The 24,779-nt window shown below is 58.7% G+C and carries 29 protein-coding genes and 1 pseudogene; 18 read left to right on the top strand and 12 right to left on the bottom strand.

What is annotated here, in order from left to right:
• Positions 1-61 precede the first annotated feature (61 nt).
• Positions 62-898: a cell envelope integrity EipB family protein gene (locus tag GFM02_RS14730; protein ID WP_131663936.1), complete on the bottom strand. Its 837-nt coding sequence runs from the start codon at positions 896-898 to the stop codon at positions 62-64.
• Between the two features lie 136 nt (positions 899-1,034).
• Between GFM02_RS14730 and GFM02_RS14725 the strand changes: the two genes are divergently transcribed.
• The 5 genes from GFM02_RS14725 (at position 1,035) to GFM02_RS14705 (ending at position 4,427) form a co-directional block, all read left to right on the top strand.
• Positions 1,035-1,505: a RidA family protein gene (locus tag GFM02_RS14725; RefSeq protein ID WP_168322006.1), complete on the top strand. Its 471-nt coding sequence runs from the start codon at positions 1,035-1,037 to the stop codon at positions 1,503-1,505.
• Positions 1,502-2,221: a glycerophosphodiester phosphodiesterase gene (locus GFM02_RS14720; RefSeq protein WP_077981116.1), complete on the top strand. Its 720-nt coding sequence runs from the start codon at positions 1,502-1,504 to the stop codon at positions 2,219-2,221. Before GFM02_RS14725 ends, GFM02_RS14720 begins: the two co-directional genes overlap by 4 nt.
• 180 nt (positions 2,222-2,401) lie before the next feature.
• On the top strand, positions 2,402-3,592 hold the full coding sequence (locus tag GFM02_RS14715; RefSeq protein WP_168322005.1) for a GNAT family N-acetyltransferase: 1,191 nt from the start codon (positions 2,402-2,404) through the stop codon (positions 3,590-3,592).
• Positions 3,593-3,647: 55 nt separating this feature from the next.
• A complete protein-coding gene (locus GFM02_RS14710) occupies positions 3,648-4,079 on the top strand; it encodes an HIT family protein (protein WP_020049766.1) in 432 nt (143 codons plus the stop codon).
• A 57-nt stretch (positions 4,080-4,136) separates the two neighbouring features.
• Positions 4,137-4,427, top strand: a complete 291-nt coding sequence (locus tag GFM02_RS14705; protein ID WP_168270858.1) for a Dabb family protein — start codon at positions 4,137-4,139, stop codon at positions 4,425-4,427.
• 71 nt (positions 4,428-4,498) lie between these two features.
• On the opposite strand, the gene clpA is transcribed toward GFM02_RS14705, so the two are convergent.
• From clpA to GFM02_RS14675, 6 genes are all read right to left on the bottom strand, one after another.
• On the bottom strand, positions 4,499-6,991 hold the full coding sequence (gene clpA, locus GFM02_RS14700; protein ID WP_168270857.1) for an ATP-dependent Clp protease ATP-binding subunit ClpA: 2,493 nt from the start codon (positions 6,989-6,991) through the stop codon (positions 4,499-4,501).
• Between the two features lie 10 nt (positions 6,992-7,001).
• Positions 7,002-7,352, bottom strand: a complete 351-nt coding sequence (gene clpS, locus GFM02_RS14695; protein WP_017988219.1) for an ATP-dependent Clp protease adapter ClpS — start codon at positions 7,350-7,352, stop codon at positions 7,002-7,004.
• A 276-nt stretch (positions 7,353-7,628) separates the two neighbouring features.
• Positions 7,629-8,000 carry a phasin family protein gene (locus tag GFM02_RS14690; RefSeq protein WP_020049761.1) on the bottom strand — a complete coding sequence of 124 codons (372 nt, stop codon included), beginning with the start codon at positions 7,998-8,000 and terminating at the stop codon, positions 7,629-7,631.
• Between the two features lie 273 nt (positions 8,001-8,273).
• Positions 8,274-8,477 carry a DUF3126 family protein gene (locus tag GFM02_RS35465; protein WP_003539277.1) on the bottom strand — a complete coding sequence of 68 codons (204 nt, stop codon included), beginning with the start codon at positions 8,475-8,477 and terminating at the stop codon, positions 8,274-8,276.
• Between the two features lie 128 nt (positions 8,478-8,605).
• On the bottom strand, positions 8,606-9,439 hold the full coding sequence (gene cysE / locus GFM02_RS14680; protein WP_020049760.1) for a serine O-acetyltransferase: 834 nt from the start codon (positions 9,437-9,439) through the stop codon (positions 8,606-8,608).
• 128 nt (positions 9,440-9,567) lie between these two features.
• Positions 9,568-10,353 carry an alpha/beta fold hydrolase gene (locus tag GFM02_RS14675; protein WP_168322004.1) on the bottom strand — a complete coding sequence of 262 codons (786 nt, stop codon included), beginning with the start codon at positions 10,351-10,353 and terminating at the stop codon, positions 9,568-9,570.
• 166 nt (positions 10,354-10,519) lie between these two features.
• Here GFM02_RS14675 and GFM02_RS14670 point away from each other — a divergent pair, with 166 nt between their 5' ends.
• Both GFM02_RS14670 and GFM02_RS14665 read left to right on the top strand, forming a co-directional pair.
• Positions 10,520-10,765 (top strand): zinc-finger domain-containing protein, encoded by a 246-nt coding sequence (locus GFM02_RS14670; RefSeq protein ID WP_003539274.1) that lies wholly within the window; start codon positions 10,520-10,522, stop codon positions 10,763-10,765.
• A gap of 27 nt (positions 10,766-10,792) precedes the next feature.
• On the top strand, positions 10,793-11,947 hold the full coding sequence (locus GFM02_RS14665) for an FAD-dependent monooxygenase (protein ID WP_168322003.1): 1,155 nt from the start codon (positions 10,793-10,795) through the stop codon (positions 11,945-11,947).
• Between the two features lie 31 nt (positions 11,948-11,978).
• Here the strand turns inward: GFM02_RS14665 and GFM02_RS14660 are convergent, their stop codons facing one another.
• Positions 11,979-13,169, bottom strand: a complete 1,191-nt coding sequence (locus GFM02_RS14660) for a cystathionine beta-lyase (RefSeq protein ID WP_168322002.1) — start codon at positions 13,167-13,169, stop codon at positions 11,979-11,981.
• Positions 13,170-13,529: 360 nt separating this feature from the next.
• Here GFM02_RS14660 and GFM02_RS14655 point away from each other — a divergent pair, with 360 nt between their 5' ends.
• The 4 genes from GFM02_RS14655 (at position 13,530) to GFM02_RS14640 (ending at position 17,825) form a co-directional block, all read left to right on the top strand.
• Positions 13,530-14,555 (top strand): amino acid ABC transporter substrate-binding protein, encoded by a 1,026-nt coding sequence (locus GFM02_RS14655; protein ID WP_020049756.1) that lies wholly within the window; start codon positions 13,530-13,532, stop codon positions 14,553-14,555.
• Positions 14,556-14,657: 102 nt separating this feature from the next.
• Complete coding sequence (locus GFM02_RS14650) at positions 14,658-15,860, top strand: amino acid ABC transporter permease (protein WP_168322001.1); 1,203 nt, start codon at positions 14,658-14,660, stop codon at positions 15,858-15,860.
• Between the two features lies 1 nt (position 15,861).
• The gene (locus GFM02_RS14645) at positions 15,862-17,016 is read left to right on the top strand and encodes an amino acid ABC transporter permease (protein WP_168322000.1); all 1,155 of its coding nucleotides are present in this window, start codon (positions 15,862-15,864) and stop codon (positions 17,014-17,016) included.
• Positions 17,017-17,051: 35 nt separating this feature from the next.
• Positions 17,052-17,825: an amino acid ABC transporter ATP-binding protein gene (locus tag GFM02_RS14640; RefSeq protein ID WP_011651798.1), complete on the top strand. Its 774-nt coding sequence runs from the start codon at positions 17,052-17,054 to the stop codon at positions 17,823-17,825.
• 57 nt (positions 17,826-17,882) lie between these two features.
• Here the strand turns inward: GFM02_RS14640 and GFM02_RS14635 are convergent, their stop codons facing one another.
• Positions 17,883-18,254 (bottom strand): hypothetical protein, encoded by a 372-nt coding sequence (locus GFM02_RS14635; RefSeq protein ID WP_168321999.1) that lies wholly within the window; start codon positions 18,252-18,254, stop codon positions 17,883-17,885.
• A gap of 441 nt (positions 18,255-18,695) precedes the next feature.
• Between GFM02_RS14635 and GFM02_RS14630 the strand changes: the two genes are divergently transcribed.
• Together GFM02_RS14630 and GFM02_RS14625 are read left to right on the top strand one after the other, a co-directional pair.
• Positions 18,696-19,130, top strand: a complete 435-nt coding sequence (locus tag GFM02_RS14630) for a DUF3597 domain-containing protein (protein ID WP_168321998.1) — start codon at positions 18,696-18,698, stop codon at positions 19,128-19,130.
• Between the two features lie 214 nt (positions 19,131-19,344).
• Positions 19,345-19,656: a hypothetical protein gene (locus GFM02_RS14625; RefSeq protein ID WP_131663988.1), complete on the top strand. Its 312-nt coding sequence runs from the start codon at positions 19,345-19,347 to the stop codon at positions 19,654-19,656.
• Between the two features lie 188 nt (positions 19,657-19,844).
• On the opposite strand, the gene GFM02_RS14620 is transcribed toward GFM02_RS14625, so the two are convergent.
• Positions 19,845-20,024: a hypothetical protein gene (locus GFM02_RS14620; RefSeq protein WP_131663925.1), complete on the bottom strand. Its 180-nt coding sequence runs from the start codon at positions 20,022-20,024 to the stop codon at positions 19,845-19,847.
• A 407-nt stretch (positions 20,025-20,431) separates the two neighbouring features.
• Between GFM02_RS14620 and GFM02_RS14615 the strand changes: the two genes are divergently transcribed.
• A complete protein-coding gene (locus tag GFM02_RS14615) occupies positions 20,432-20,722 on the top strand; it encodes a DUF982 domain-containing protein (protein WP_131663923.1) in 291 nt (96 codons plus the stop codon).
• Between the two features lie 196 nt (positions 20,723-20,918).
• Here the strand turns inward: GFM02_RS14615 and GFM02_RS14610 are convergent, their stop codons facing one another.
• Complete coding sequence (locus GFM02_RS14610; protein ID WP_168321997.1) at positions 20,919-21,314, bottom strand: hypothetical protein; 396 nt, start codon at positions 21,312-21,314, stop codon at positions 20,919-20,921.
• A 238-nt stretch (positions 21,315-21,552) separates the two neighbouring features.
• On the opposite strand from GFM02_RS14610, the gene GFM02_RS14605 reads away from it, so the two are divergent.
• Together GFM02_RS14605 and GFM02_RS35105 are read left to right on the top strand one after the other, a co-directional pair.
• Positions 21,553-21,885, top strand: a complete 333-nt coding sequence (locus GFM02_RS14605) for a hypothetical protein (protein ID WP_077981129.1) — start codon at positions 21,553-21,555, stop codon at positions 21,883-21,885.
• Between the two features lie 380 nt (positions 21,886-22,265).
• Positions 22,266-22,505, top strand: coding sequence for a hypothetical protein (locus tag GFM02_RS35105; protein ID WP_246792243.1), 240 nt, complete (start codon positions 22,266-22,268; stop codon positions 22,503-22,505).
• Positions 22,506-22,542: 37 nt separating this feature from the next.
• Here the strand turns inward: GFM02_RS35105 and GFM02_RS14595 are convergent.
• A pseudogene (locus GFM02_RS14595) lies at positions 22,543-22,980 on the bottom strand (isocitrate lyase/phosphoenolpyruvate mutase family protein); the annotation flags it as partial.
• A 124-nt stretch (positions 22,981-23,104) separates the two neighbouring features.
• On the opposite strand from GFM02_RS14595, the gene GFM02_RS14590 reads away from it, so the two are divergent.
• Both GFM02_RS14590 and GFM02_RS14585 read left to right on the top strand, forming a co-directional pair.
• Positions 23,105-24,001 (top strand): hypothetical protein, encoded by an 897-nt coding sequence (locus tag GFM02_RS14590; RefSeq protein WP_168321996.1) that lies wholly within the window; start codon positions 23,105-23,107, stop codon positions 23,999-24,001.
• 75 nt (positions 24,002-24,076) lie between these two features.
• Positions 24,077-24,391: a hypothetical protein gene (locus GFM02_RS14585; protein WP_168321995.1), complete on the top strand. Its 315-nt coding sequence runs from the start codon at positions 24,077-24,079 to the stop codon at positions 24,389-24,391.
• Positions 24,392-24,779: the final 388 nt, after the last annotated feature.

Genomic DNA, 24,779 nt, shown 5'->3' with positions numbered 1-24,779 from the left:
CTGATTGCCGAACCATAGTGAATTTTATGATACAGTTTTATGACAGCCGAGATCTCGTCGCCTACTTGCAAACCTCGGCCTTGCGGTCGAGCAATTCCAGCTTGGCAAGCTTGCCGGTCAGGACGAAATCGCCATAATCCATCGTCAGGTCGCGGGTGATGCCGTTCTCATAGAGCTTGAAGGACATGCGGTAGACCGGCACAGCATCCGATTTCGCATTCTCGTTGAAATAGGCGATCGTCACCGGCCAGAAGGCAGTCTTGGAAAAGGCGCCGGCATTGCCGGCATCGGCTTCCTCGGCGATCGGCGTCTGCTGCTTGCCGACGATCGTCGTCGTCGCCAGCGACTTGTCGCCGTCGTCTGAACCGTCGAAGACGCGCGCCTCGAAGAAGCGCTTGCCGTCCTTGGCGTGCTGGATCACATCGAGCATATGTTCTGTGGGAAAGCGGCTTTCTAACAGCTGCAGCTCGCGGCTCGCCGGCTGCTTGAGATCGACCTTGACACCATCGGGCTGGTCCTGAGCCGCACCGTTGACCTCCTTATCGAGCTGGTCGTCGGTGAAGGATTTGGTGTCGAAGGTGAACTTGCCGTCCTTCAGGTTCTCGAAGGTCTTGGTCTGCTGGTCGCTGACACGCACGCTGTCGTCGGTCTCGATCTGCGTCACGAAGCGGAAGTTGGTGGTGAAGCCCTGGCAGTAGCTGCCGTCGAACTCATAGACCATGCGACCGTACATGCCGGCGATGCCGGAGCGGTCCGAAGCGTCCTTCAGTTCCAGATCGTAGACCGCGCGATGGGCGACGAGGCCGGTCGCGATCGCAGCGCTAACCGCGGGCGCAGCCGCCCATGCATTGGCGGAAACGCTGGCGAGAAGCAGAGCGACAAGACTCGATCGGAACATTCATTAACTCCTGTTGGACTCGGTCGCGATGTTATAAGAACGCTTTCGGCCAAATCGAGGCTCGAAACTGTCATATTGAAGAATCTAGTCTTGATGCATAATTTTTGAAGAATTGACAACAAAAGCGGAGACGAAAATGCCCTATGAAATTGCGGCTCGCCTGATTGAGATGGGGATAACCCTTCCCGAAGCCGCAGCACCTGCTGCAAATTACGTTCCCTATGTCATCAGCGGCAATCTTCTCTACATCTCCGGCCAGTTGCCGCTCGAAGGCGGCAAGGTCACTGTCTCGGGCCATCTCGGCACGACAGTCGACGTTGCAACGGGCCAGCGCGGCGCCGAACTCTGCGCCATCAACATCCTTGCCCAGGCAAAGGCCGCACTTGGCGGCGATCTCGGCCGCATCCGGCGCGTTATCAAGCTCAACGGCTTCGTCGCCTCGGCGCCCGACTTCGTCGAGCAGCATCTCGTCATCAACGGCGCTTCGAACCTGATTGCCGGCGTGCTTGGCGAAGCCGGCAAACATGCGCGTGCCGCCGTCGGCATGGCGGCCTTGCCGCTGAATGCCGCCGTCGAGATAGACGCTATCATGGAAATCGCAAAATGACCAATGTTGCCTGGATCAGGGAACTGCCGGTCGCCCACCGCGGCTATCACGACCTCAACACGCATGTCTGGGAAAACACGCTTTCGGCCTTCTCGCGCGCTGTCGAAGCGGGCTTTGCGATCGAATGCGACCTGCATTACGCCTCCGACGGCGTGCCGGTCATCTTTCACGACGAGGACCTGCAGCGCCTGTGCAATCTCAACGGCGACATCCGCGAGCGCACCTCCCGGGAACTCGGACTGATCGCCGTTGGCGGCACGAGCGACAAGGTGCCGACGCTGCGCCAGCTTCTCGATCTCGTCGAAGGCAAGGTGCCACTGGTGCTGGAACTCAAGGGGCGCGAGGCCGATGACGAAGGTTTCGCCGAAGCTGTGCTCGAGGTCCTCGAAGGCTATGAGGGCAAGGTGGCGCTGATGAGCTTCGACCACTGGCTGCTGCGCGACCTGAAGGCGCTTGGCTCACCCTACCCGCTCGGGCTGACCGCCAACGGCAACACGCCGGAAGAGTTCAAGACGCATGAAAAGGCGATGGAGATCGGTCTCGATTTCATCTCTTATTATTATGACGACCTGCCGAATGCCTTCATCACCGGCGAACGCGAAAAGGGCATTCCCGTCATCACCTGGACGGTGCGTGACGAAGAGGCGCGCCGACGCACATTCGCCAATGCAGACCAGATGACCTTCGAGGGCTTCGATCCGCGTGCGACTGCTTGACGCTCGCTTTTTGGCCAAGATCATGCGCAGACTGCTGCATAACTCCTTAAATCGGATCCATTTGAGGATAAATTATGCAGCAACTCAAAGTGTTACAGCGTCCTTTGCGTGTCTGAAAAAGACGCGCGGCGCTGTAAGGCAGAGCCGAGACTATCCTCCCACAGGCTTCGCATTTGTCCCATGACTGATGAATTATCCATTCGCGTAGAACGCTCCTTTACCGCGATTTCCCCGGAGAGTTGGTCCAGGCTTTCCGGGGCGTCGAAGACCTGCGCTGCGATTGCCTACAACCCTTTCGTTTCGCACGCCTTTTTATCGTCGCTGGAGGAATCCGGCTCCGCCGACGCCGAGACCGGATGGCTCGGCCACCATCTGCTGCTCGAGACCGGGCGCGGCGAACTGATCGGTGCCCTGCCCGGCTATCTCAAGAACCACAGCCAGGGCGAATATGTCTTCGACCATGGCTGGGCCGACGCATTCGAGCGGGCCGGCGGGCGCTATTATCCCAAACTTCAGTGCTCGATCCCGTTCACCCCGGCGACAGGCCCGCGGCTTCTTGTCGCCGAGGGGCTGCAGCGGCTGCCGATCCAGAGCGCGATCGCCGAAAGCCTGAAGGAGGTGGTGCGCCGGCTCGGCATCTCCTCGGCCCATATCACCTTCGTGCCGGACGAAGAGATCGGCGTCTTCGAGATGGACGGCTATCTGCACCGCACCGACCAGCAGTTCCATTTCATCAATGACGGCTATGCCAATCACGAGGATTTTCTCGAAACGCTTGCCTCGCGCAAACGCAAGGCGTTGCGCAAGGAGCGCCGCGCCGCCCTCGAAAACGGTATCAGCATCGACTGGCTGACCGGCCGCGACCTGACGGAACGCATCTGGGACCAGTTCTTCAAGTTTTACATGGATACCGGCGGGCGCAAGTGGGGCCGGCCCTACCTCACCCGTAAGTTCTATTCGCTGATCGGCGAACGCATGGCCGACGATATCCTGCTCGTCATGGCCAAACACGACGGGCGCTATATCGCCGGCGCGATCAATTTCATCGGCGGCGATACGCTCTACGGCCGTCACTGGGGCTGCATCGAGGATCATCCCTTCCTGCATTTCGAGGTCTGCTATCACCAGGCGATCGACTTCGCCCTTTCGAAAGGGCTGAAAAGGGTCGAGGCTGGAGCGCAGGGCGAACACAAGCTCGCCCGCGGTTACCTGCCGGTGACGACGCATTCCGCCCATTATGTCGCGCATGCCGGCCTTCGCCGGGCGATCGGCGACTATCTCGCCCGCGAGCGCGCCGATGTCGAACAGATGAGCGAGTTGCTGACCGAGCACAGCCCGTTCCGCAAGGGCGAGCGCCAGCAGGAGGATTGACGCCGCCGCACCGGCCGCGCTACCCGAATAATCTGGAAACGAGGAGATTTTCGCGATGACCAACCCTGCCGCTTATGACGACAACAACATCTTCGCCAAGATCCTGCGCGGCGAAATCCCCTCGCACCGGATCTACGAGGACGAGTATACCGTCGCCTTCATGGATGTGATGCCGCAGGCGCCGGGCCACGTGCTCGTCGTTCCGAAGGCGGGGTCGCGCAACATTCTCGATGCCGATCCAGCCACCCTCACCCAAGCGATCACCGTGGTCCAGAAGGTCGCCAAGGCGGTCAAGGACGTCTTCGACGCCGACGGTGTGTTCATCGCCCAATTCAACGAACCGGCCGCCGGGCAAACGGTGTTCCATCTGCATTTCCACGTCATCCCGCGCCATGAGGGCACCGCCCTCAAGCCGCATTCCGGCAAGATGGAGGATGGCGCCGTGCTGGCCGCCAATGCCGACAAGATCAGGGCAGCGCTGGCGTAAGGTCAACACCCGTCGATTTGAGAGAATTCAATCCAGGCAATTATTTGGAACAAGATCATGATCCGCCATACTGTCGCGTTCCGCCTGAAGCACGAAGCCGGCTCGGCTGAAGAAACGTCGTTCCTCGCTGACGCGCTGGTGCTTGCCAAGATCCCGCGCGTGAGGAATTTCGAGCAGCTTCGGCAGACGAGTCCAAAGAATGATTTTACCTTCGGCTTTTCGATGGAATTCGACGATCAGGCTGGCTACGACACGTACAACCTCCATCCGCTGCACGTTGCCTTCGTGCGCGACCGCTGGGTGCCCGAGGTCGCCGACTTTCTCGAGATCGACTACACCAGGCTCTGAAAAGGCGCATGTAGATCCGGACACGAAAAAGGCCGCAGTGACGCGGCCTTTTTCAATTCGGTGACGGCATCTTACTTCTTGCGTGGAACCTTCGGAACCGCGCTTCCCTTCTTCGGGGCGTCGCGGACCTCAGGCTCGGCCTGCGGTATCGCCTTGGCGCGTGTCTTGCGGGCTGCCTTCGTCTTCAGCTCGCCGTCATCCCCATCCTCGGCTTCAGGATGCACGACCTCGGCTTCGGGCTTCGGCTTGATCGGCGCCGTTTCCGAGATGGCTTCGAGCACGATGCCGGGCTTGCCGTCTTCCTTCGGGCCGACGGTGACATTGACGACGCCGCCCTTCTTCAGCTTGCCGAAGAGGATCTCGTTGGCAAGCGGCTTCTTGATCGTATCCTGAATGACGCGAGCAAGCGGGCGGGCGCCCATCTTCTCGTCGTAACCCTTTTCCGCCAGCCAGGCGATCGCATCCTCGTGCAGGTCGAAGGTGACGTTCCTTTCGGAAAGCTGGGCCTCCAGCTGCATGATGAACTTCTGTACGACCTTGTGGATGACGGCCGTCGGCAACGCCGCGAAAGGAATGATCGCGTCGAGGCGGTTGCGGAATTCCGGCGTGAACAGACGGGTCAGCGCCTCCTCGTCCTCGCCGGTGCGCTTGGACGAGCCGAAGCCGATCGCCGCCTTGGCCATTTCCGACGCACCCGCATTGGTCGTCATGATCAGAATGACGTTGCGGAAGTCGATCTTCTTGCCGTTATGGTCGGTCAGCGTGCCGTGGTCCATGACCTGCAAGAGGATATTGTAGATGTCGGGATGCGCCTTCTCGATTTCGTCGAGCAGGACCACGCAATGCGGGTGCTGGTCGACACCATCAGTCAGAAGACCGCCCTGGTCGAAGCCGACATAGCCGGGAGGTGCACCGAGCAGACGCGAAACGGTGTGCCGCTCCATATATTCCGACATGTCGAAGCGCAGCAGTTCGACGCCGAGCGACGATGCCAGCTGCTTTGCCACCTCGGTCTTGCCGACGCCGGTCGGACCGGAGAAGACATAGGCGCCGATCGGCTTGTTCGGCTCGCGAAGACCGGCACGTGCCAGCTTGATCGAGGTCGAAAGGGCTTCGATCGCGATATCCTGGCCGTAGACCACCGAACGCAGTTCCTGCTCGAGATTGGCGAGCACAGCTTCGTCGTCCTTGGAGACGGTCTTCGGCGGAATGCGCGCCATCGTGGCGACCGTTGCCTCGATCTCCTTTTCGGTGATCAGCTTGCGGCGCTTCGACGGCGGCAGCAGCATCTGGGCGGCACCGGTTTCGTCGATCACGTCGATCGCCTTGTCGGGCAGCTTGCGGTCGGAGATGTAACGGGCCGACAATTCGACGGCCGACTTGATGGCATCGTTCGAATAACGCAGGTGGTGATACTCTTCAAAATAGGGCTTCAGGCCCTTCATGATCTCGATCGCATCGTCGATCGACGGTTCGCTGACGTCGATCTTCTGGAAGCGGCGGACCAGCGCCCGGTCCTTCTCGAAGAACTGGCGGTATTCCTTGTAGGTGGTCGAACCGATGCAGCGAATCGCGCCCGATGACAAGGCCGGCTTCAGCAGGTTCGATGCATCCATCGCGCCGCCCGAAGTGGCGCCGGCGCCGATCACCGTGTGGATCTCGTCGATGAAGAGCACGGCGCCCGGATATTCTTCCAGTTCCTTGACGACCTGTTTCAGCCGCTCTTCGAAGTCGCCGCGGTAGCGCGTGCCTGCCAAGAGCGTGCCCATGTCGAGCGAGAAGATCGTCGCATCGGCGAGCGCTTCGGGAACCTTGCCTTCGACGATGCGCTTGGCAAGGCCTTCGGCGATCGCCGTTTTGCCGACGCCGGGATCACCGACATAGAGCGGATTGTTCTTCGAACGGCGGCAAAGGATCTGGATCGTGCGGCTGACCTCGGCGTGACGGCCGATCAGCGGATCGATCTTGCCGCCCTTGGCCTTCTCGTTGAGATTGACGCAATAGGCCTTGAGCGCATCCTGCTGCTTCTTCGGGCCGCCTTCTTCCTCGCCGCCGCGCGCCGTCGGCTTGCTGCTTTCGGCTTCGTCCTCAGCACCACGAGGGGGACGCACATCCGAAGCGCCCGGCCGCTTGCCGATGCCGTGGGAGATATAGTTGACGGCATCGTAGCGGGTCATCTCCTGCTCCTGCAGGAAATAAGCGGCGTGGCTTTCGCGCTCGGCGAAGATCGCGACGAGCACGTTGGCACCGGTCACCTCCTCGCGGCCGGATGATTGCACGTGGATGACGGCACGCTGGATGACGCGCTGGAAGCCGGAGGTCGGCTTCGAATCCTCGTCATAACCGGTGATCAGGTTGGAAAGTTCGTTATCGACATATTCGACGAGCGTCTTGCGCAAGGTGTCAAGATCGACATTGCAGGCCCCCATGACCGCGGCCGCATCGGCATCGTCGATCAGGGCGAGCAGCAGATGCTCGAGCGTTGCATATTCGTGGTGCCGCTCGTTGGCAAAGGTCAGTGCCTGATGGAGCGCCTTCTCTAAACTAGGCGAAAATGTTGGCACGTTCAGTTCCTCACTTCTTTTCCATGACGCATTGCAGCGGATGCTGGTGCTGCCGGGCGAAGTCCATCACCTGGCTGACCTTCGTTTCCGCTACCTCGTATGTGAATATTCCGCATTCGCCGACGCCGTGGTTATGGACATGGAGCATGATGCGGGTGGCACTTTCACGATCCTTCTGAAAAAAACGCTCCAGAATATGGATGACGAATTCCATGGGAGTGTAGTCGTCATTCAAAAGCAGCACACGATAGAGGTTGGGCTTCTTGGTCTTCGGCTTGGTGCGTGTGATGACCGAGGTTCGATTTGCGTTGTCCCCGTTCCTTTCGCTGTCGTTCTGCATCCGGATCGGCTTTGCGATCATTGTCATTCATTCCTCAAGCAATCCGGCGGAGCATGGGAGGGTGCTTTTCCCGCCGAATATCTGAAACACTAACTTAGTTCATAATAGGCTGATTTTAAGCCCCCTGTCAGGCACTGCAATCAAGAAATGGCCGGCATGCACGGGAAAGACCAAAAAAGTCCCTGGTCGATCCCATACGGGCGCTGCAGCGAAAGCGGAAACAAAAAGACCGGCCACAGATGCGTAGCCGGTCCTCGTTTTTCAATATGTAGCGCAGGTTGCGCCGTCAAAATCAGTTCATGCGGCAGCAGGCGTTGCCGACGGCGCCGACTTGGCGGTCTTGACGACGGCAGCGGCGGTGGGCGCTTCATAGGGCTTATAGGCTGATTTGGCGAGATCGGCATACATCTCACTGAGCTTCGTCGTCTCGGAGACAACGCCTTCAAAATACGCCTTGACGTAGTTCGTCTGCAGTTCGAAAGCGGCCTCGAAGCTCTTGACGCCGGCCAGCGTTTCGAAATGCGTCACCGCGTCCTGAAAGGATTTCTTCGAATATTCAGTAGCTTCAGCGGCGATCGCCTGAAAGCCCTTGGTCGTGTCGGAATAGGTTTTCAGGGCCGTGTCGACGGCTTCCTTGCTCTTCTTGTTAGCATCGTCAAAGTTGAACATGAGCCATCCTCCGTTGGGCTGTTGGTGGCGGCAGGGTAGCCGCAATGCACAAATAGTCAAGTAGTCTTGTGCATTGCAAAACATCCAATGGTTGCATGACAATAATAAAACAAAGCCGGCGCGCCGGGGCACGTACGTCTTTAATTGATTTTGCTAAAATATATCAGAATGCCGCAACCGGAAGCTTCAAAGAAAATCCTGCTGCGAATCGAAAAAACAAAAAAAGACCGAACGGATCGCGCCGTTCGGTCCCTTTGAAGCTTTCGAGCGCGATCAGAGATCGACGTCGAGGATCGCCATCGAAAAGTTGTAGGAGCGGTCGCCGTCCTCGTCATCGATATAGACGACACCCAGAAATTCTTCGCCGAGATAGACTTCCGCAGAATCATCCTTGCGCGGACGCGCCTTGACGATCATCTGCGGGTTGAACATGCGCTTGAAATAGGCGTCGAGCTTCTTGATTTCTTCTGGCTTCACTCTGTCATCTCCGTAAGCGGTCTTGATTGGCCGCTTCTTGCACAGGAAATGCAGCGGTGTAAAGGCAAGGTTGCCGTTTGCTCATGGCCCTCCCCGCTCGGATCCCTATCCTTGTTTCCAATGGGCGCTCAGATATCGGCGCCGATCACCTGGTCCATGTTGCGCGACGGCTCGGAACAACCGGCCTCGCCGACGACCTTGGCCGGCACGCCCGCCACCGTCTTCTTGGGCGGCACAGCCTTCAATACGACGGAGCCGGCGGCGACGCGTGAGCAGTAGCCGATCTCGATATTGCCGAGGATCTTGGCGCCGGCGCCGATCATGACGCCGGAGCCGATCTTCGGATGGCGGTCGGCGCCCTCCTTGCCGGTGCCGCCGAGTGTGACGCCGTGCAGGATCGAAACGTTGTCGCCGATGACGGCCGTCTCGCCGACGACGAGGCCGGTGGCGTGATCGAGGAAGATGCCTTTGCCGATACGGGCGGCCGGATTGATGTCGGTCTGGAAGACGCTGGAGGAGCGGCTCTGCAGATAGAGCGCAAAATCACGCCGGCCGCGGTTCAGCAGCCAATGGGCGAGACGATGTGTCTGCAGCGCGTGGAAGCCCTTGAAATAAAGCACCGCCTCCATGAAGCGCAGGCAGGCGGGGTCGCGGTCGTAGATCGCCTGGATATCGACGCGCAGGATAGAGCTCCAGTCCGGCCAGTCGAGGAGCATTTCTTCGAAGGTCTGGCGAAGCAGGTTCGCCTGCATGTCGGGGTGATCGAGACGTTCGCAGATGCGGTGGATGACGCATTCCTCGAGCGAATGGTAGTTGATCACGGTCGAATAGAGGAAGGCGGCGAGAACCGGGTCCCGTTCGGCGGCGACCCGGGCTTCCTCGCGCAGACTGTCCCAGATGGGATCCATCACCTTCACCGGATGGCCTGTGTCAAAAGCACGGATGTCAGTCTTTGCGACCATCGCCGCTCTCCTCATTGCCGGAAGGAATGCCGTTTTCGGAATGCCAATATATAGAGGAAAACGCCAATAACATAAATGGGTGCCGTCGCTATGGTTTTTTAGCATGATTTTTCGGCATCACGATATTGTCAGCGATGGGCGACCCTTGCGTAGAAGGCCAGCACCGCCTGCTTGAAAACCCTGTCGCCGACGGCGAGCATATGATCGCGGCCCGGAATATCGAGCGCTTCGGCATTTTGCATCAGCGCCGCCAACTCCTGCGGCGAGCCGGCGATATCATCCTTGGTGCCGACGCCGATCAGCGTCGGCATGTCGAGCTTGGCCATATCGGAGCGGGCGACCAGATCGCGCGAGCCGCGGATGCAGTCGGCAAGGGCGATGCGGTCGCTCTTCGTCTGCTCGGCGAAGGCGCGGAACATGCGGCCGCGGGCATGCGTCACCGCATCGAGCGAAGGAGCCAGCAGCGCATCGGCAATCGGGTCCCAGTCGCCGACGCCGTCGGTCATGCCGATGCCGAGGCCGCCGAGCACCAGCGAATGGACGCGATGCGGATTGGCAAGCGCGGCGAAGACGGAAATGCGCGCGCCCATCGAATAGCCCATAACATTGGCTTCCGGGATGCCGAGATGATCGAGCAAGGCGATCGCATCGCCGGCCATGACCCATGGACGATAGGCTTCGGCATCGTGCGGCTTGTCGCTTGCGCCGTGGCCGCGATTGTCGATGGCAATCACCCGGTAGCCGGCATCGCCGAGCGTCTTCAGCCAGCCAGGATGCACCCAATTGACGTTTGCGGTCGAGGCAAAGCCGTGGATCAACAACACGGGGACGCCGGCCGGATCGCCCTCATCGAAGAAGGCGAGCTGCAATCCGTCATGGGTGAAGCTCGAAAATGTGGGCGTATTCAGGTTCATCGCATCTATCTTCCGGGCCTTTTTGGCGCGACCATAATCGAGCCGCCTCTCGGCGTGAAGCCAAAACTATGGCTAAAAACTGTGCCTGGCGCGGCGCTTTGGCTCTACACATTTGCGGCGAAGGCTTATAAGGTTCGGGCACATTGCAAAGCATTCGGAGAGCGACATGGCCGGCCACAACATTCCCCACTTCCAGAACGACGGCGGTCACCGCGTTATCGAAGTCGGCGTCAAGGAATTCATGTGCACCGGCGCTTCGGCTCCCTTCGATCATCCGCATATCTTCATCGACATGGGCGACGACAACGAGAAGGTCTGTTCCTACTGCTCGACGCTCTATCGTTTCAATTCCGCGCTCAAGCCCAGCCAGACCAATCCGGCCGGTTGCGTTTTCCACGTGAAGGCGGCGTAGTCGGTCCAGATCCGGACCGGACGGACAATGCCGATCGAACATGCCGCCATCATCGGGGCCGGGATATCAGGGCTGACCGCTGCCCTTGCGCTTTCGCGCCGGGGTATCAGCTCGGAGATCTTCGAGCAGGCGGGCGAACTCACCGACATCGGCGCCGGATTGCAGGTTTCGCCGAACGCCTCCCGCATCCTTGCCGAACTCGGTATCCTTGAAGGCCTGTCAAAGGTCTGGCTCGAGCCGGACGCGATCCGGCTGATATCGGGTGGGTCGCTCCGCCAGCTCGCGGCGGTGCCGGCCGGCAAATTCGCGCGAGAACGCTGGGGAGCTCCCTATGGCGTCCTGCACCGCACCACATTGCAGAAAGCCCTTTTGGCTGCGGTTGCGGCCGATCCGGCCTGCCGGCTTCGCCTCGGCGTGCGGATGGACTCGACCCTACCGCTTTTCGAACGGGCGGCCGATGTCGTCATCGGCGCCGACGGCGTCTGGTCGAAGCTTCGGCAATCCGTGCCGGGCAGCCCCTCGCCGCGCTTTTCCGGCAATATCGCCTACCGTTTTACGATTGCCGAAACGGAGGCGCCCGCTTTCCTCGACCGGGCAAGCGTTTCGGCTTTTCTCGGCGGTTCGGTGCATCTCGTCTGCTATCCGCTGAGGGAAAGCGGCAGCTTCAACATGGTGGCGATCACCGCCGGCAATATCGCGCCGCAGGCCTGGCAAAGCGAAGCGACGGCCGAGCAGCGGGCGCAGCTGCGGGCGCGCCTTTCCGGCTGGAACACCGCGATCGTCTCGCTGCTCGACAGAAATAGGAAGCTGACGTTCTGGCCGCTGTTCGAAACCACCGCAGGCTCCTGGCAGGACGGCCGAAAGACGGTTCTGATCGGCGACGCCGCGCATGCGATGATGCCTTTTGCCGCCCAGGGAGCGGCGATGGCGATCGAAGACGCCTACGAACTCGCCACGTTTCTTTCGAACAGCCCCGTGGCGGAAGCGCTGGCGCTATTCGAAAGACATCGGGCGCCACGCATTGCGAGGCTTCGCCAGCGCGGCGCCTTCAACCGGTTTGCCTATCATGCGAAAGGGCCGATCCGGATCGGCCGCGATCTTGTGCTCGGCCTCAAGCCGCCGCTAAGCCTCGCGGCAGATCTCGACTGGATCTACGGCTATCGGGCTGTCGATCTGCCTTGAGGCGCGACCAGCGGCGATAAAGCGTGTCTGGTCAGACGGCGCTTGCCGCCGCAAAACCCCGTTCGATATCGGCCTTCAGGTCGGCCACGTCCTCGATGCCGATCTGCAGGCGGATGACCGGACCCTCCGTCGGCGCCTTGGCGATCTTGCGATCGTTGAGATTGGCATGCAAAGCGAGGCTTTCAAAGCCACCCCAGGAATAGCCGAGACCGAAAATCCTGAGCGCGTCGAGGAAGGCATGCGCCTTTGCTCTGGACTTCTCGGGACCATCGGCGGCAAGCACGAAGGAAAAGATGCCGCTGGCGCCTTTGAAATCCCGCTTCCAGAGATGGTGCGAGGGAAAACTCGGCAGGGCCGGATGCAGCACGCGGGCGACATCCTCCCTGCCCTCCAGCCATTCCGCGATATCAAGAGCGCTTTCACAATGCCGCTCGAGGCGCAGGCCCATGGTGCGCAATCCGCGCAGGATCTGATAGGCATCATCGGGTGCGCCGCAGATCCCGAGCACACCGTTTGCTTCCTTCAGCCGCTCCCAGTGCTCGGCATTGGCCGAAACCGTTCCGAGCAGGATGTCGGAATGGCCGGACGGATATTTCGTCGATGCGTGGATGGAGATGTCGACGCCGTGATCGAGCGGCCTGAAATAGACCGGCGTCGCCCAGGTATTGTCCATCATGACGACGGCGCCATGGCGGTGCGCAACTGCCGAGATCGCCGGAATATCCTGCATCTCGAAGGTGTTGGAGCCGGGAGCCTCGGTGTGGACGAGCTTCGTGTTCGGCCGGAACAGCGTCTCGATGCCGGCGCCGATCTCCGGATGGTAATATTCCACCTCGACGCCGAGGCGCTTCAGCATCGTGTCGCAGAAATGGCGCGTCGGGCCATAGACCGAATCGACCACCAGCGCATGATCGCCGGCAGCGACGAAACCCAGAAACGGGATGGTGACGGCCGCAAGGCCCGACGGCACAAGGATCGTTCCGGCCGAGCCTTCGAGCGCGTCGATCGCCTCGCAGAGCGCATCCGTCGTCGGTGTGCCGCGCGTCCCGTAAGTGTATTTCTGCGTGCGCGTCTCCATCGCCCGCGCATTCGGAAACAGCACCGTCGAGGCATGCACGACCGGCGGATTGATGAAGCCGTGATAGTCGAAAGGGTCGTTGCCGATATGGGTCAGGCGGGTGTTGATGCCGGCATTCTGCAGCAAGCTGTCTTTGTCTTTCATGTCGGGAATAGCCTTTGGCGAAGGGTCGCGAAACCAGACTTTTGGACGCCCGGCCGTTTCGGGTCAACCCCTTGAAGATCGGTTGCGGCGACGATCCGAAATGATGGAAACTTCGATTTTCGCGTTATTTTTCCGCAACCGGACGCCTATTTCCTAATCAACCGCCCATGAATGCAGCGCTATCTGCCAAAATGTTGCATTTCGCCGCAATTATTGAGCGCGACACTTGACCATAGTGACATTTGCGACTGTGATAGACCCACTCGCGCCGGGAGGGTGTCGAGACAATGGGGAGGCGGCACGGATTGTCGGCACGCACTCCCCACAAGAAAAGATAAGACAACGGAAAAGGTTGGGAAAATGAAAAATAAGCTCCTGTCCGCCGCCATCGGCGCAGCAGTTTTGGCAGTTGGCGCCTCGGCCGCCTCCGCCACCACTCTGTCAGACGTCAAGGCAAAGGGTTTCGTTCAGTGCGGCGTCAATACCGGCCTTACCGGCTTTGCCGCACCTGACGCTTCCGGCAATTGGGCCGGCTTCGACGTTGACTTCTGCAAGGCCGTCGCTTCGGCGGTGTTCGGCGACCCCACCAAGGTCAAGTACACGCCGACAAATGCGAAGGAACGTTTCACCGCTCTGCAGTCCGGCGAAATCGACGTTCTCTCGCGCAATACGACCTGGACGATCAACCGCGACACGGCACTCGGCTTCAACTTCCGTCCCGTCACCTATTATGACGGCCAGGGCTTCATGGTGCGCAAGGGCCTGAACGTGAAGTCGGCTCTCGAACTCTCCGGCGCCGCAGTCTGCGTACAGTCGGGCACGACGACCGAACTGAACCTCGCCGATTACTTCAAGACGAACAATCTGCAATACAATCCGGTCGTCTTCGAAAACCTTCCTGAGGTCAACGCGGCCTATGACGCTGGTCGTTGCGACGTTTACACGACCGACCAATCCGGTCTCTATTCGTTGCGTCTGACGCTGAAGAATCCCGACGAACACGTCATCCTTCCTGAGATCATCTCCAAGGAGCCGCTTGGCCCGGCCGTCCGTCAGGGTGATGATCAGTGGTTCGACATCGTTTCCTGGACGGCTTATGCGCTGATCAATGCCGAAGAGTTCGGCATCACGCAGGCAAATGTCGACGAGATGAAGAACTCGCCGAACCCGGATATCAAGCGCTTCCTCGGCAGCGAGACCGACACCAAGATCGGCACCGATCTCGGCCTGACCAATGATTGGGCCGCCAACGTCATCAAGGGCGTCGGCAATTATGGTGAAATCTTCGAGCGCAATATCGGCGAGGGCAGCCCCCTCAAGATCGCACGCGGCTTGAATGCTCTGTGGAACAAGGGCGGCATCCAGTACGCACCGCCGGTTCGTTAATCGAGCACTGGCAATGACATACCGGGAAGGCGGCAAAGCCGCCTTCCCACTCCAAAAAGTAAAAAGAAAGCCCGAAAACGGGCACAAGGGGATTGGCGCGGCATGACGCATGAGGCTGTGGATACGACACCTTTGCATGGCACCGGCTGGAGTTTCCGGTCGGCAATGTACGACCCGAAATACCGGAGCATATTTTACCAGGTCCTAACAATCGTTGTTCTCGTGGGCTTTGTGTGGTGGGTGGCCCACAACACGGCCGTGAACCTTGCCCGCAGCAATACGGCATCGGGTTTCGGCTTTCTTCGCGGTCGCGCCGGTTTCGAAATCGGCCAGTCGCTGATCGGCTTTTCGAGCGACTCGACTTATGCGCGCGCACTTCTCGTCGGCATTCTGAATACCTTGCTGGTGGCGGTGACCGGTATCTTCACGGCGACCATCATCGGCTTCCTGATTGGGATCGGCCGGTTGTCGCACAATTGGCTGATTGCCAAGCTCTGCACGGTCTATGTCGAGGTTTTCCGTAACATTCCGCCGCTGCTCGTCATCTTTTTCTGGTATCTCGGCGTTCTCTCCGTCTTGCCGCAGCCGCGCGAATCGGTGGGCCTGCCGTTCAGCATGTACCTCAACAACAGAGGACTAGCCTTCCCGAAGCCGATCTTCGAGACAGGCATGATAGCGGTCGGCATCGCCCTGCTGATTGCGATTGCCGCCACCATCATCATCACGCGCTGGGCCCACAAACGCCAAGCCGCAACCGGCCAGCCGTTCCACACCGTGTGGACGGCGATCGGGCTGATCGTCGGCTTGCCATTGCTGGCCTTCGTTGTATCCGGCTTTCCGCTCACCTTCGACGTTCCGGTTGCCGGAAAATTCAATCTCACGGGCGGCTCCGTCGTCGGCCCCGAATTCATGTCGCTGTTTCTCGCTCTGTCCTTCTATACCGCCTCGTTCATCGCCGAGATCGTTCGCGGCGGCATTCGCGGCGTTGCAAAAGGACAATCCGAAGCAGCCGGCGCGCTGGGGCTGCATCCGTCGAGCGTGACGAGACTTGTCGTGGTGCCGCAGGCGCTGCGCATCATCATCCCGCCGTTGACGAGCCAGTACCTGAACCTGACCAAGAACTCCTCACTCGCCATCGCGATCGGTTTCTCGGATCTCGTTGCCGTCGGTGGCACGATCCTCAATCAGAGCGGTCAAGCGATCGAGATCGTCTGCATCTGGGGTATCGTCTATCTCAGCTTGAGCATTCTCACGTCGCTGTTCATGAATTGGTTCAACGCCAAGATGGCACTGGTGGAGAGATAAGATGTCGGTCGCCGATAAACCCTTTGTCAGAACGTCCATCCTTGCCGCCGAACCGCCGCCTCCCGGCGAGAGGGGAGCCGTCGCCTGGATACGCCGCAATCTCCTGGCAACTCCGAAGGACGTGATCCTGACGATCCTGGCTCTTGCGCTCATCGCATGGGCCGTGCCGCAGCTCGTCAACTGGTTGTTCATCCAGGCCGTGTGGTCCGGGCCGGACCGCACATTCTGCGCGACGACGCTCCAGGGCGGCATCCAGCCTGACGGCTGGAGTGGTGCATGCTGGGCCTTCATCAGCGCCAAATACGATCAGTTTATATTCGGCCGCTATCCGCTCGGTGAGCGTTGGCGGCCGGCGATCGTCGGGATCCTGTTCATTCTGCTGCTGGTTCCGATGTTGATCCCGTCGGCGCCGCGCAAGGGCCTGAACGCCATTCTTCTGTTCGCCGTCCTGCCGGTCATCGCCTTCTGGCTTCTTCACGGCGGCTTCGGCCTCGAAGTGGTGGAAACTCCACTCTGGGGCGGGTTGATGGTGACGCTCGTCCTGTCCTTTGTCGGTATTGCCGTCTCTCTACCCGTCGGCATTCTGCTTGCGCTGGGACGCCGCTCGAAGATGCCCATCATCCGGATGCTCTGCGTTACCTTCATCGAGGTCATTCGAGGCGTTCCGCTGATCACCGTTCTGTTCATGGCAAGTGTCATGCTGCCGCTCTTCCTTCCCACAGGCTGGAACGTGGACAAATTGCTTCGGGCGCTGATCGGTGTGTCGATCTTCACGTCGGCCTATATGGCTGAAGTGATCCGCGGCGGCCTTCAGGCGATCCCGAAGGGACAGTTTGAAGGCGCCGATTCACTCGGCCTCGGCTATTGGCAGAAGACCCGGCTGATTATCATGCCGCAGGCCATCAAGCTGGTGATCCCGAGCATCGTGAACACCTTCATCGGAACGTTCAAGGACACGTCGCTGGTCACCATTATCGGCATGTTCGATCTGCTTGGCATCGTCAAGTTGAACTTCTCCGATGCCAACTGGGCAAGCGCCGTCACGCCGATCACGGGTCTGATCTTCGCGGGCTTCATCTTCTGGCTGTTCTGCTTCGGCATGTCGCGCTATTCAGGCTTCATGGAACGCCATCTCGATACCGGCCACAAACGATAAGAACGCTACAACGATAAGAATGAGGGAAAATAGTCATGGCTGAAGCTCCAGCGAAAAAGCTCACCGTTTCCGCAACGGAAGTGGCGGTCGAGATCGTCAACATGAACAAGTGGTACGGTGATTTCCACGTGCTGCGCGACATCAACCTGAAGGTCATGCGCGGCGAGCGCATCGTCATTGCCGGCCCGTCGGGCTCGGGCAAGTCGACGATGATCCGCTGCATCAACCGCCTGGAAGAGCATCAGAAAGGCAAGATCGTCGTCGACGGCACCGAGCTCACCAATGATCTGAAGAAGATCGACGAGGTGCGGCGCGAAGTCGGCATGGTGTTCCAGCACTTCAACCTCTTCCCGCATCTGACGATCCTGGAAAACTGCACGTTGGCACCAATTTGGGTCCGCAAAATGCCGAAGAAGCAGGCCGAAGAAGTGGCCATGCACTTCCTGAAGCGGGTCAAGATCCCGGAGCAGGCCAACAAATATCCGGGCCAGCTCTCTGGCGGCCAGCAGCAGCGCGTGGCGATCGCGCGTTCGCTGTGCATGAACCCGAAGATCATGCTGTTCGACGAGCCGACCTCGGCGCTCGATCCCGAAATGATCAAGGAAGTGCTCGACACCATGGTGGGTCTTGCCGAGGAAGGCATGACCATGCTCTGCGTCACGCATGAAATGGGCTTTGCCCGCCAGGTGGCCAACCGGGTCATCTTCATGGACCAGGGCCAAATCGTCGAACAGAACGAACCGGCCGCCTTCTTCGATAACCCGCAGCACGAACGCACCAAGCTGTTCCTCAGCCAGATCCTGCATTAGATCGAAGCGTCCCTTGAAAAACCCGCCGCACCTTCCGATTCGGCGGGTCTTTCGCGTTCAGCGGGAGGCGGTCGCCTGCAGCAGACGGCAGAGACCGGCAAGACCGGAATCACCGCCGGAGGCGGAGATATCGGCGCAACGGACGAGCATCTTGCGCTGCTCGACAGGCCCATCGGCGTCGATGCCCCGGCCACCGCCGGCATTGGCGGTCGCATCGGCATTGACACCGTTCGATCCGCCGACGGAAGCATTGGCATCGGCGCTGATGCCGCTCCCGCCGCCAATCGAAACCCCGACATCGGCGCTGACGGCATTGCCTGCATTCACCGACACACCGACATCGATCGCACGCGCATCGCTTGCCGGCATGGCAAGGAGGGCGCACGATGCGAGCACTGCCAAGGAGAGTCTATTGTGGTTATGGGTCATGTCTGCCCGGCAGTCGAAAATCGAGGAACGCGCGTACCTTCGATCGATCGGACGCCTGCAACTATAGGACGTCCATGGCAAGGCAACGTGAAGAGATGACGAATGTTTCACGACAGGGCGCGGCAAGTCGGTTCGGCGGCGTATAATGATGTTTCGCGGTTATTGAATTCCGAATCGCCCGACTGACTGTGCCAAAAGCGGGCATGTCGACTGACAGTCGGAGGGCTGCTGAAGTATTCCTTCCGATGGCGCCAGCAATCTTCGGCTGGCGGCGAATAATCCGATCGCAGCTTTTCCCTGAGATCGACCACAGCTCCCGCGGGCATCGGCTTTTCCACCAGCGATTGAACATGCTAAAAATAACTCCCATTCCGCCTGGATATATCAAGCGGGAAGTCCATGTTTCAGCATGTTCTCATCTGATGGAACTGGAGGTTTAGAATGGGCATTTTCGATAAGATCAAACATGCAATCTTCGGAGAAGCGAAAGCAGCCGAACCCGTTGCTGCCGGCGCGCCGAAGACAGAGCCGGCGCCAGCGCCTGCCTCACCGTCGGCAGCGCCCAGTCCGACGCCTGCGGCCCCTGCCCCGCAAAGCAAGCCGGCCACCTCTACAGCCACAGTCGATATCGTCCCGATCCTCGACGCGGCTGTGAAGAAGAACGGCCAGAAACTCGATTGGCGTCACTCGATCGTGGACCTGATGAAGGCTGTCGGGATGGATGCAAGCCTAGCTGAGCGCAAGGAACTCGCCACAGAACTCGGCTATACCGGCGACAACAACGATTCCGCAAAAATGAATATGTGGCTGCACAAGGCGCTGATGAAGCGGCTTTCGGAAAATGGCGGCAAGGTACCGGCCGATCTCTTGGATTGATCGGTACAAAATAGCTGCCGCCATCCTGTGGCGGCAGCTCTCAGGCCGCCGGCGCGCTTCGCCATACGATCTCGCTCATTTCTCGCGGTCGGCCATCCAGAAGATCACGCCGCCGATGTAGACGCCGGAACAAGCGGGCTCTTGCCCGCAGGCACTGGAACTAATATCGTTCCGCTCGATACTCCGATAATCGGTCAGGGGGGAATTAAATCCGATGAGATTGATGGCAGTCGTTGGTGTTGCACTTGGCCTGGGCTGTATATCGGCCGCAGAATCTCCTTCAAACTATCAATCCTACAGCGGCATTCGGGTCGATACTGACCCGGCGCTGCTGGCTCGGTACGATAAAGCGCTTCAGCGGTGCGTGCCGGAGGCAGCCTCATGGCAACGCGGCTCAACGGACCCGCACAGCCTCTATTACAACGCGGCTCTCAGAAGTTGCCTCTATAGGTACAGCTTCGTCGACAGGGGCGTCTACGCCTACCCCATCCCCCAGGTCTACTTCGATCATTTCCTGGATCGCTGAGAAGAGCCCGAGCCCTTCAGAGGTCTGTCAAACAGAAACCCCGCCATTTTGGCGGGGCTGTCCTCAATCGCGATGCTGCTTCTCCTGCAGAATTCCTTAAATCGGAATCGATTTAAGGATAAAATGATGCAGCAGTTCAAAGTGCTGCAGCGTCCTTTGCGTGTCTCAAAAGACGTGCGGCGCTGTCGTCAGCGTTTGCCGCCAGTTGGTGGCCGGCCCTTGCCTGCCGGGCGGTTGCCGCTTCCGGACGCAGTCTTGGCGTCATTGCCCTGACCGAAATTGGTGCCGCCGAGATGGCCGCCGCCGCTGGTATTGGCAACCTGGCGCTGCGCTTTGCGCAACAGTGCCTCTGCATTGGTCTTGCTCATGAAATTCTCCTCAATGGCTGGAAAACCCAGCCGGAATGCCGGCACTGACACCCGCGGTCAGAGACCGAAGGCATATCAGACAGCGACGATGGTGTTGGGGGAGGCTTGCGTCGATCAAAGACTTGCCTGCGTTCATGACGATTCCCCCTCAACCGGCATGACAATCACCCTCCGGCGGCTGCCGGACGGCGCAGAAATCGATTTTGAAAGGAAAGATCAGCTGGGACGCCAAGGGCGCAAACCAAGCTCGACAAGCAATTTCGATAGATGAATCAATATGACGGCAATGTGTTTAAAACAAGTTCCCGGCTTCCTGGCTGGAGAGGCGTTGCCGACTGCTTTTGCCGATTCATAGAGGATAATCATCCTGCAGCGCCGGTTGGAACACTTCTTGCAAAGTTACTAATATGTTTATGATGCAAGGACAAAATGTCATGAATCGGTACACATCGCATCAGTTTCCCGCACTGAGGATCCTCATGAGCGGCCAGGAAAAATACAGCGTCATCAGGACCCTCGGCGACGCCGCCACCATGCTCATTTCTGCATGGCCCGGCGATGACGGCGAGGAGTATGTCGTGGCGGTGAGGACATGCCTCGACGCCATCCGCGGAACCACGCCCCCGGACGCCGCGCGGGAAGCGTTGATCAGAGCGGCAGATGAAGCCGGCATCCGCTACCTCTCGGTCGTTCACTGAGATCACCGCTTGGTTCCGGCAGGACGCAATAAGCGCGCCGCCGACGCTGATCGCCGAGGCCGTATACAGGGCCTTGTACGAATGGCGGAAAGCTGCGCATGCCCTCCTCTAAGGGCTGCGGGAGTGCGGGAAAGTACCGGGTTCTATGAACTCTCCAGATCGAGCCGCGGCCATGAGCGCGGAGAGATCCCCGGCCTCAGCCGACAGTCGAGACTGCATGGACCTTCATGTCATCTCGAACTTCGTAGAACTTGTCGCCGTCTATATAGATAAAGTGGCAGTTCGGCTTTTCGCCTTTGCCGTTGGAGCAAGCTTTATCGCCCTTGAAGGTGAGTTTGGTTTTCACGTCGATCATCTTGCCGCCGACATCGGCCTTCCCGGTAATGGTGCCCTTCTTCCAACTCCATACGAGATCGGCGCTCACGGGCTTTTCCAGATCGACAATCTCCACCTTCACATGCTTGCCGTCAGCAAAGGCTTTGAACTCTTCCATCGTGACCTTCTTGGCCCCTGCCGGAAGATCGACGGCATAGGCATTCACGGCCAACAGCAAGAATGCTGCGGCACCAATGCTCGAAAGGATCTCTCTCATGTTCAGGCCCCCTAAGGATTGGCGGCCAAACTACAACCCATCGGGCGAAACGACATCCCACCTATTGTGATTAGCTGAAATACGATGCTGGCTGAACCTCGTCAGAAGCATGCAATACTTGAATGCTGGAGCGGCTAGGCCCTGAATGACCCTCGCAATTTCGCGTCTTTCCCGCGTCACACGAATCGAAATAAACATCAGACGCCGATCATTGGGTCATTAAGGGAATAATATAATAATGCGCGCTGGTATCTTAACAGTATTGATTGCCATGGGATTGCTTACGGCCTGCACGCCGACGCGTCAGGACTATGATGCTCTCGTCACATTGCTGCAGGGCAGCTCGAGAGCGAGAAATGAAGCCGTCAAAGAATGCGTGAGGGGCTTCGACGGAAGGACCACTCGCAACTTCGGCCTTTTGACAAACACCTCGGACAAAGACGCTGCGCGCGTTGGCTGCAATCGATTTGTCGCAGCGATCGCTTCCGGTCGCGCCACCTATGACGACGTCGTAGACATCAAACGCCACCGGCCCACTCCAAAGCTGATCAAAATTTTTCAAGGTCGCTAAATAGAATGCGGCGCCGGCTTGCGGTGTCAGGCTCGCAAGCCGGCGACAACTCATTTGGGACGAATCCGCCGCCCAGCAGGCGGCGGACATGGTGCATTCAGAGCCGATTGCCAATTCATCTGAGATGGCTATCGTGTGGCATCACCAGCCGACGTGTGAGGTGAGATGACCTACGAGAAGATACCCGGAGGTCCGGAACTTCTGGCGTGGTTCGGCCAAAAGCCGACCTTTCATGACGCGGAAATTTTGAGTCTCGCTCTCAATCGCACTGGCATAAGCGAGCTAAGATTCACGGCTGGATTGGCACCGACGCTGTTGATGAAGATGGCTATCGCGTCCTTGACAAGCACGCAGTCGTCACTTTCACCTTCGAAGATATCATGGACCTGCAGCTGGACGGCTTCAGCCGCCAGAACGTCATCAATGGTCTCGTCCTCCGCTATGTAACTGATCGCGGTCGAGCAAGCTACTATGCCCTGCCAAAAGGACCAGAAGACATCGAAATCGAACTCCGACCTTGTTACGGGTTGGATGGTTTCATCCGCGCGAAGAAAGTCACCGTGACGTTCCGTCCGGGTCGTCCTGATGACGACAAACTAACTGCCGGAGCGGTCCCTTGAAGCAATCCTTGCTTCGCGACTTTGGTTTCTGTCCAGCTCATAGCCTGTCCTGGCGTTTCTCCCGTGACATCAGTTGGCTAACCATTGCAGCAGAGAGCGCGTCGTCGGCATATCCAAACGTACCTGCTGTTTTCACCTCCATAGCGGCGCGCATCAACGCCCCCAGCGCGGCCCGCGCGAAAGAGCCGCCGACACTCACGCGGCGCACTCCGACGCTCGACAGTTCGGCAACAGAGTATTTTCGCCCTTTCAAACCCATGACCACGTTGACTGGCTTGTCCACGGCCGCGCAAACGGCTCTGATTGCCTCGATATCAGGCAAGCCGGGTGCGTAAAGTACATCTGCCCCAGCGGCCGAAAATGCTTGCAGCCTTTCGATGGTATCGTCCAGATCGGATCTCTCCCAAAGATAGTTCTCCGCCCGCGCCGTGAGAAGGAAAGGCAGACCCCGTGCAGCCTCTGCTGCAGCATGGATGGAAACTTGTTCTCATCGATAGCTCTCTTGATAGTTCTTTTCGGGGGATCAAAGCGTCGCGGGATCATTAGCGATCTACGAATCAGTTACAACTTCACCGCGCGAAGGTGAGGAACATCCGACCATGTCAGATGATGTACTGGTGAAAGAAAAATCGACCCCTGACGTTCAGTGGTATGAGGACGTCATTGAAATTCGCGGGTGCCATCTGAGCCTGCCGCAAATTAAAGCAGCATATCGCGAGCTCTCTGCCCTGAATCGAAAGGAGGGCGAGCAGATAGTCAATGCTTTGATCAAGCCCGAAGGCTCATCCGATGAAGACTGGTCGATAAGGGCCGCCTTCTTAAAGGACGACGCGTTCCGCTTGACTGTGTCGGTGATGGGCTTCGACGGCGAGACGACCTATGGTGAGACAGAAAGCATCTTTGACTCCAAGAACTTGCCTTTCCCTATTCGCACCGTTTTCTTCACCAACACGACGGCCTTCAAACGCAACGCGAATGAAATTGAACCAAGAGATCGATTCTCCCTGTGGGTCAGCTTCGACAAACCACCTCTATTCGATGCAAGTGCCGTGCTCTCGGAGCCGACAATTAATGATAGCCGAATGGAAATCCGTTCCGGAGATGTGACATTTTTTAGAGCAATTCAAACGATTGTATCGAACAAGATACTATCGAAGAAGAAATGGGACAGCTTCATACATTGGAAATTTACCTACGATGTCGGTCTTTGGTTCGTTGCTTTCCCTTATGCCCTTTACTGGGTAACCATCTACTGTGACTTCCTACTCCCACCCACCAGTCCCCATTCTAGCTTTCGCATTGCCTTTTATATCTACGGCTTGGTCTTATCTCTGATCGCGTACCGCGCTCTATTCGGTTATCTGAAATGGGCGTTTCCGGTGAATGTGCTGGAGGAAAACAAGGACCGTGCAACGCGTCACCGGCTTCTGTTGGGCGGCATTGTCACCAGCCTTGTTGTATCGGGAGCGAAATCCATTTTCTCGACTGTTTTCTAGGTCTGTGATCAGATCACAATGCCTGACTGTTCGTAGCTTGCCCGCGTGGCACCTTTAGATCTCGGAGTGGGTGGAATGCGTTTGACGATCCTCGCGACGTGCCTGCTTGCGGTCGCTTGCCCTGCTCTTGCGAAACAGGAATCCGTCTGGGTCGAGAAAGTGGCGGTGCTAGCCGTAGGCCAAGGGACGTGCGGCGTGCCGATGAACAATGATGCCATGCAGATCGCAATTGGCTCAGCAATGATCCAGGTGGCAATTCGAAAGGACGCGGTGATAGAGCGGGCGCGAAAGCGTGCCCACCAGATCGTCGCAAATCTCCAGAAACAGGAGACGCAGAACACCTTCTGCCAGGCGTTCAAATATTACCTGGATAATGGCTATCCCAGGTGATGCGCGTCTCGCTCTTCCTGCGTACTGTACCATCTCCTCATACTCGGTTTCGGACACTGGTAAGCCGCAGCGTCAATGTGTCGAACACTGCGGCAAGATCGGTCTTCGTCACAAGCTCGGCCATGATGAAATCCCTTTGCGGCTTCCGCTCGTCCAAAAGCCCTTTTTGAGCAAGGCTTTGCGTGAGGGTCTTACAGCGCTCGCTCGCGATCTTCGCGCGGCGCGATCCCCATTGCTTGACGTTGACCGTCAGAAGCCAGTTAGCCCGCTTTTCTCACAGCGCCTCTGTTATTGATTGAGCGCTGTCGGCTGGCGTGGCGTCCACAGCGAAGACGCGCGCGGTCGTCGCCGCGATGTGGGGCGTTTTGTCTGGGCCGGTGATGTATCC

The sequence above is a fragment of the Rhizobium leguminosarum bv. viciae genome, from assembly GCF_012276115.1.
Lineage (GTDB): Bacteria > Pseudomonadota > Alphaproteobacteria > Rhizobiales > Rhizobiaceae > Rhizobium > Rhizobium leguminosarum_T.
Note: the sequence above shows the minus strand (reverse complement) of the source record. Positions and strands in the feature narration are given on the sequence as shown.

Excerpts from the sequence above, each read along its gene's own strand:
- GFM02_RS14730 (WP_131663936.1), bottom strand. The coding sequence starts at position 898 with ATGTTCCGATCGAGTCTTGTCGCTCTGCTTCTCGCCAGCGTTTCCGCC.
- GFM02_RS14725 (WP_168322006.1), top strand. The coding sequence starts at position 1,035 with ATGCCCTATGAAATTGCGGCTCGCCTGATTGAGATGGGGATAACCCTT.
- GFM02_RS14720 (WP_077981116.1), top strand. The coding sequence starts at position 1,502 with ATGACCAATGTTGCCTGGATCAGGGAACTGCCGGTCGCCCACCGCGGC.
- GFM02_RS14715 (WP_168322005.1), top strand. The coding sequence starts at position 2,402 with ATGACTGATGAATTATCCATTCGCGTAGAACGCTCCTTTACCGCGATT.
- GFM02_RS14710 (WP_020049766.1), top strand. The coding sequence starts at position 3,648 with ATGACCAACCCTGCCGCTTATGACGACAACAACATCTTCGCCAAGATC.
- GFM02_RS14705 (WP_168270858.1), top strand. The coding sequence starts at position 4,137 with ATGATCCGCCATACTGTCGCGTTCCGCCTGAAGCACGAAGCCGGCTCG.
- clpS (WP_017988219.1), bottom strand. The coding sequence starts at position 7,352 with ATGATCGCAAAGCCGATCCGGATGCAGAACGACAGCGAAAGGAACGGG.
- GFM02_RS14690 (WP_020049761.1), bottom strand. The coding sequence starts at position 8,000 with ATGTTCAACTTTGACGATGCTAACAAGAAGAGCAAGGAAGCCGTCGAC.
- cysE (WP_020049760.1), bottom strand. The coding sequence starts at position 9,439 with ATGGTCGCAAAGACTGACATCCGTGCTTTTGACACAGGCCATCCGGTG.
- GFM02_RS14675 (WP_168322004.1), bottom strand. The coding sequence starts at position 10,353 with ATGAACCTGAATACGCCCACATTTTCGAGCTTCACCCATGACGGATTG.
- GFM02_RS14670 (WP_003539274.1), top strand. The coding sequence starts at position 10,520 with ATGGCCGGCCACAACATTCCCCACTTCCAGAACGACGGCGGTCACCGC.
- GFM02_RS14665 (WP_168322003.1), top strand. The coding sequence starts at position 10,793 with ATGCCGATCGAACATGCCGCCATCATCGGGGCCGGGATATCAGGGCTG.
- GFM02_RS14660 (WP_168322002.1), bottom strand. The coding sequence starts at position 13,169 with ATGAAAGACAAAGACAGCTTGCTGCAGAATGCCGGCATCAACACCCGC.
- GFM02_RS14655 (WP_020049756.1), top strand. The coding sequence starts at position 13,530 with ATGAAAAATAAGCTCCTGTCCGCCGCCATCGGCGCAGCAGTTTTGGCA.
- GFM02_RS14650 (WP_168322001.1), top strand. The coding sequence starts at position 14,658 with ATGACGCATGAGGCTGTGGATACGACACCTTTGCATGGCACCGGCTGG.
- GFM02_RS14645 (WP_168322000.1), top strand. The coding sequence starts at position 15,862 with ATGTCGGTCGCCGATAAACCCTTTGTCAGAACGTCCATCCTTGCCGCC.
- GFM02_RS14640 (WP_011651798.1), top strand. The coding sequence starts at position 17,052 with ATGGCTGAAGCTCCAGCGAAAAAGCTCACCGTTTCCGCAACGGAAGTG.
- GFM02_RS14635 (WP_168321999.1), bottom strand. The coding sequence starts at position 18,254 with ATGACCCATAACCACAATAGACTCTCCTTGGCAGTGCTCGCATCGTGC.
- GFM02_RS14630 (WP_168321998.1), top strand. The coding sequence starts at position 18,696 with ATGGGCATTTTCGATAAGATCAAACATGCAATCTTCGGAGAAGCGAAA.
- GFM02_RS14625 (WP_131663988.1), top strand. The coding sequence starts at position 19,345 with ATGAGATTGATGGCAGTCGTTGGTGTTGCACTTGGCCTGGGCTGTATA.
- GFM02_RS14620 (WP_131663925.1), bottom strand. The coding sequence starts at position 20,024 with ATGAGCAAGACCAATGCAGAGGCACTGTTGCGCAAAGCGCAGCGCCAG.
- GFM02_RS14615 (WP_131663923.1), top strand. The coding sequence starts at position 20,432 with ATGTTTATGATGCAAGGACAAAATGTCATGAATCGGTACACATCGCAT.
- GFM02_RS14610 (WP_168321997.1), bottom strand. The coding sequence starts at position 21,314 with ATGAGAGAGATCCTTTCGAGCATTGGTGCCGCAGCATTCTTGCTGTTG.
- GFM02_RS14605 (WP_077981129.1), top strand. The coding sequence starts at position 21,553 with ATGCGCGCTGGTATCTTAACAGTATTGATTGCCATGGGATTGCTTACG.
- GFM02_RS35105 (WP_246792243.1), top strand. The coding sequence starts at position 22,266 with ATGGACCTGCAGCTGGACGGCTTCAGCCGCCAGAACGTCATCAATGGT.
- GFM02_RS14590 (WP_168321996.1), top strand. The coding sequence starts at position 23,105 with ATGTCAGATGATGTACTGGTGAAAGAAAAATCGACCCCTGACGTTCAG.
- GFM02_RS14585 (WP_168321995.1), top strand. The coding sequence starts at position 24,077 with ATGCGTTTGACGATCCTCGCGACGTGCCTGCTTGCGGTCGCTTGCCCT.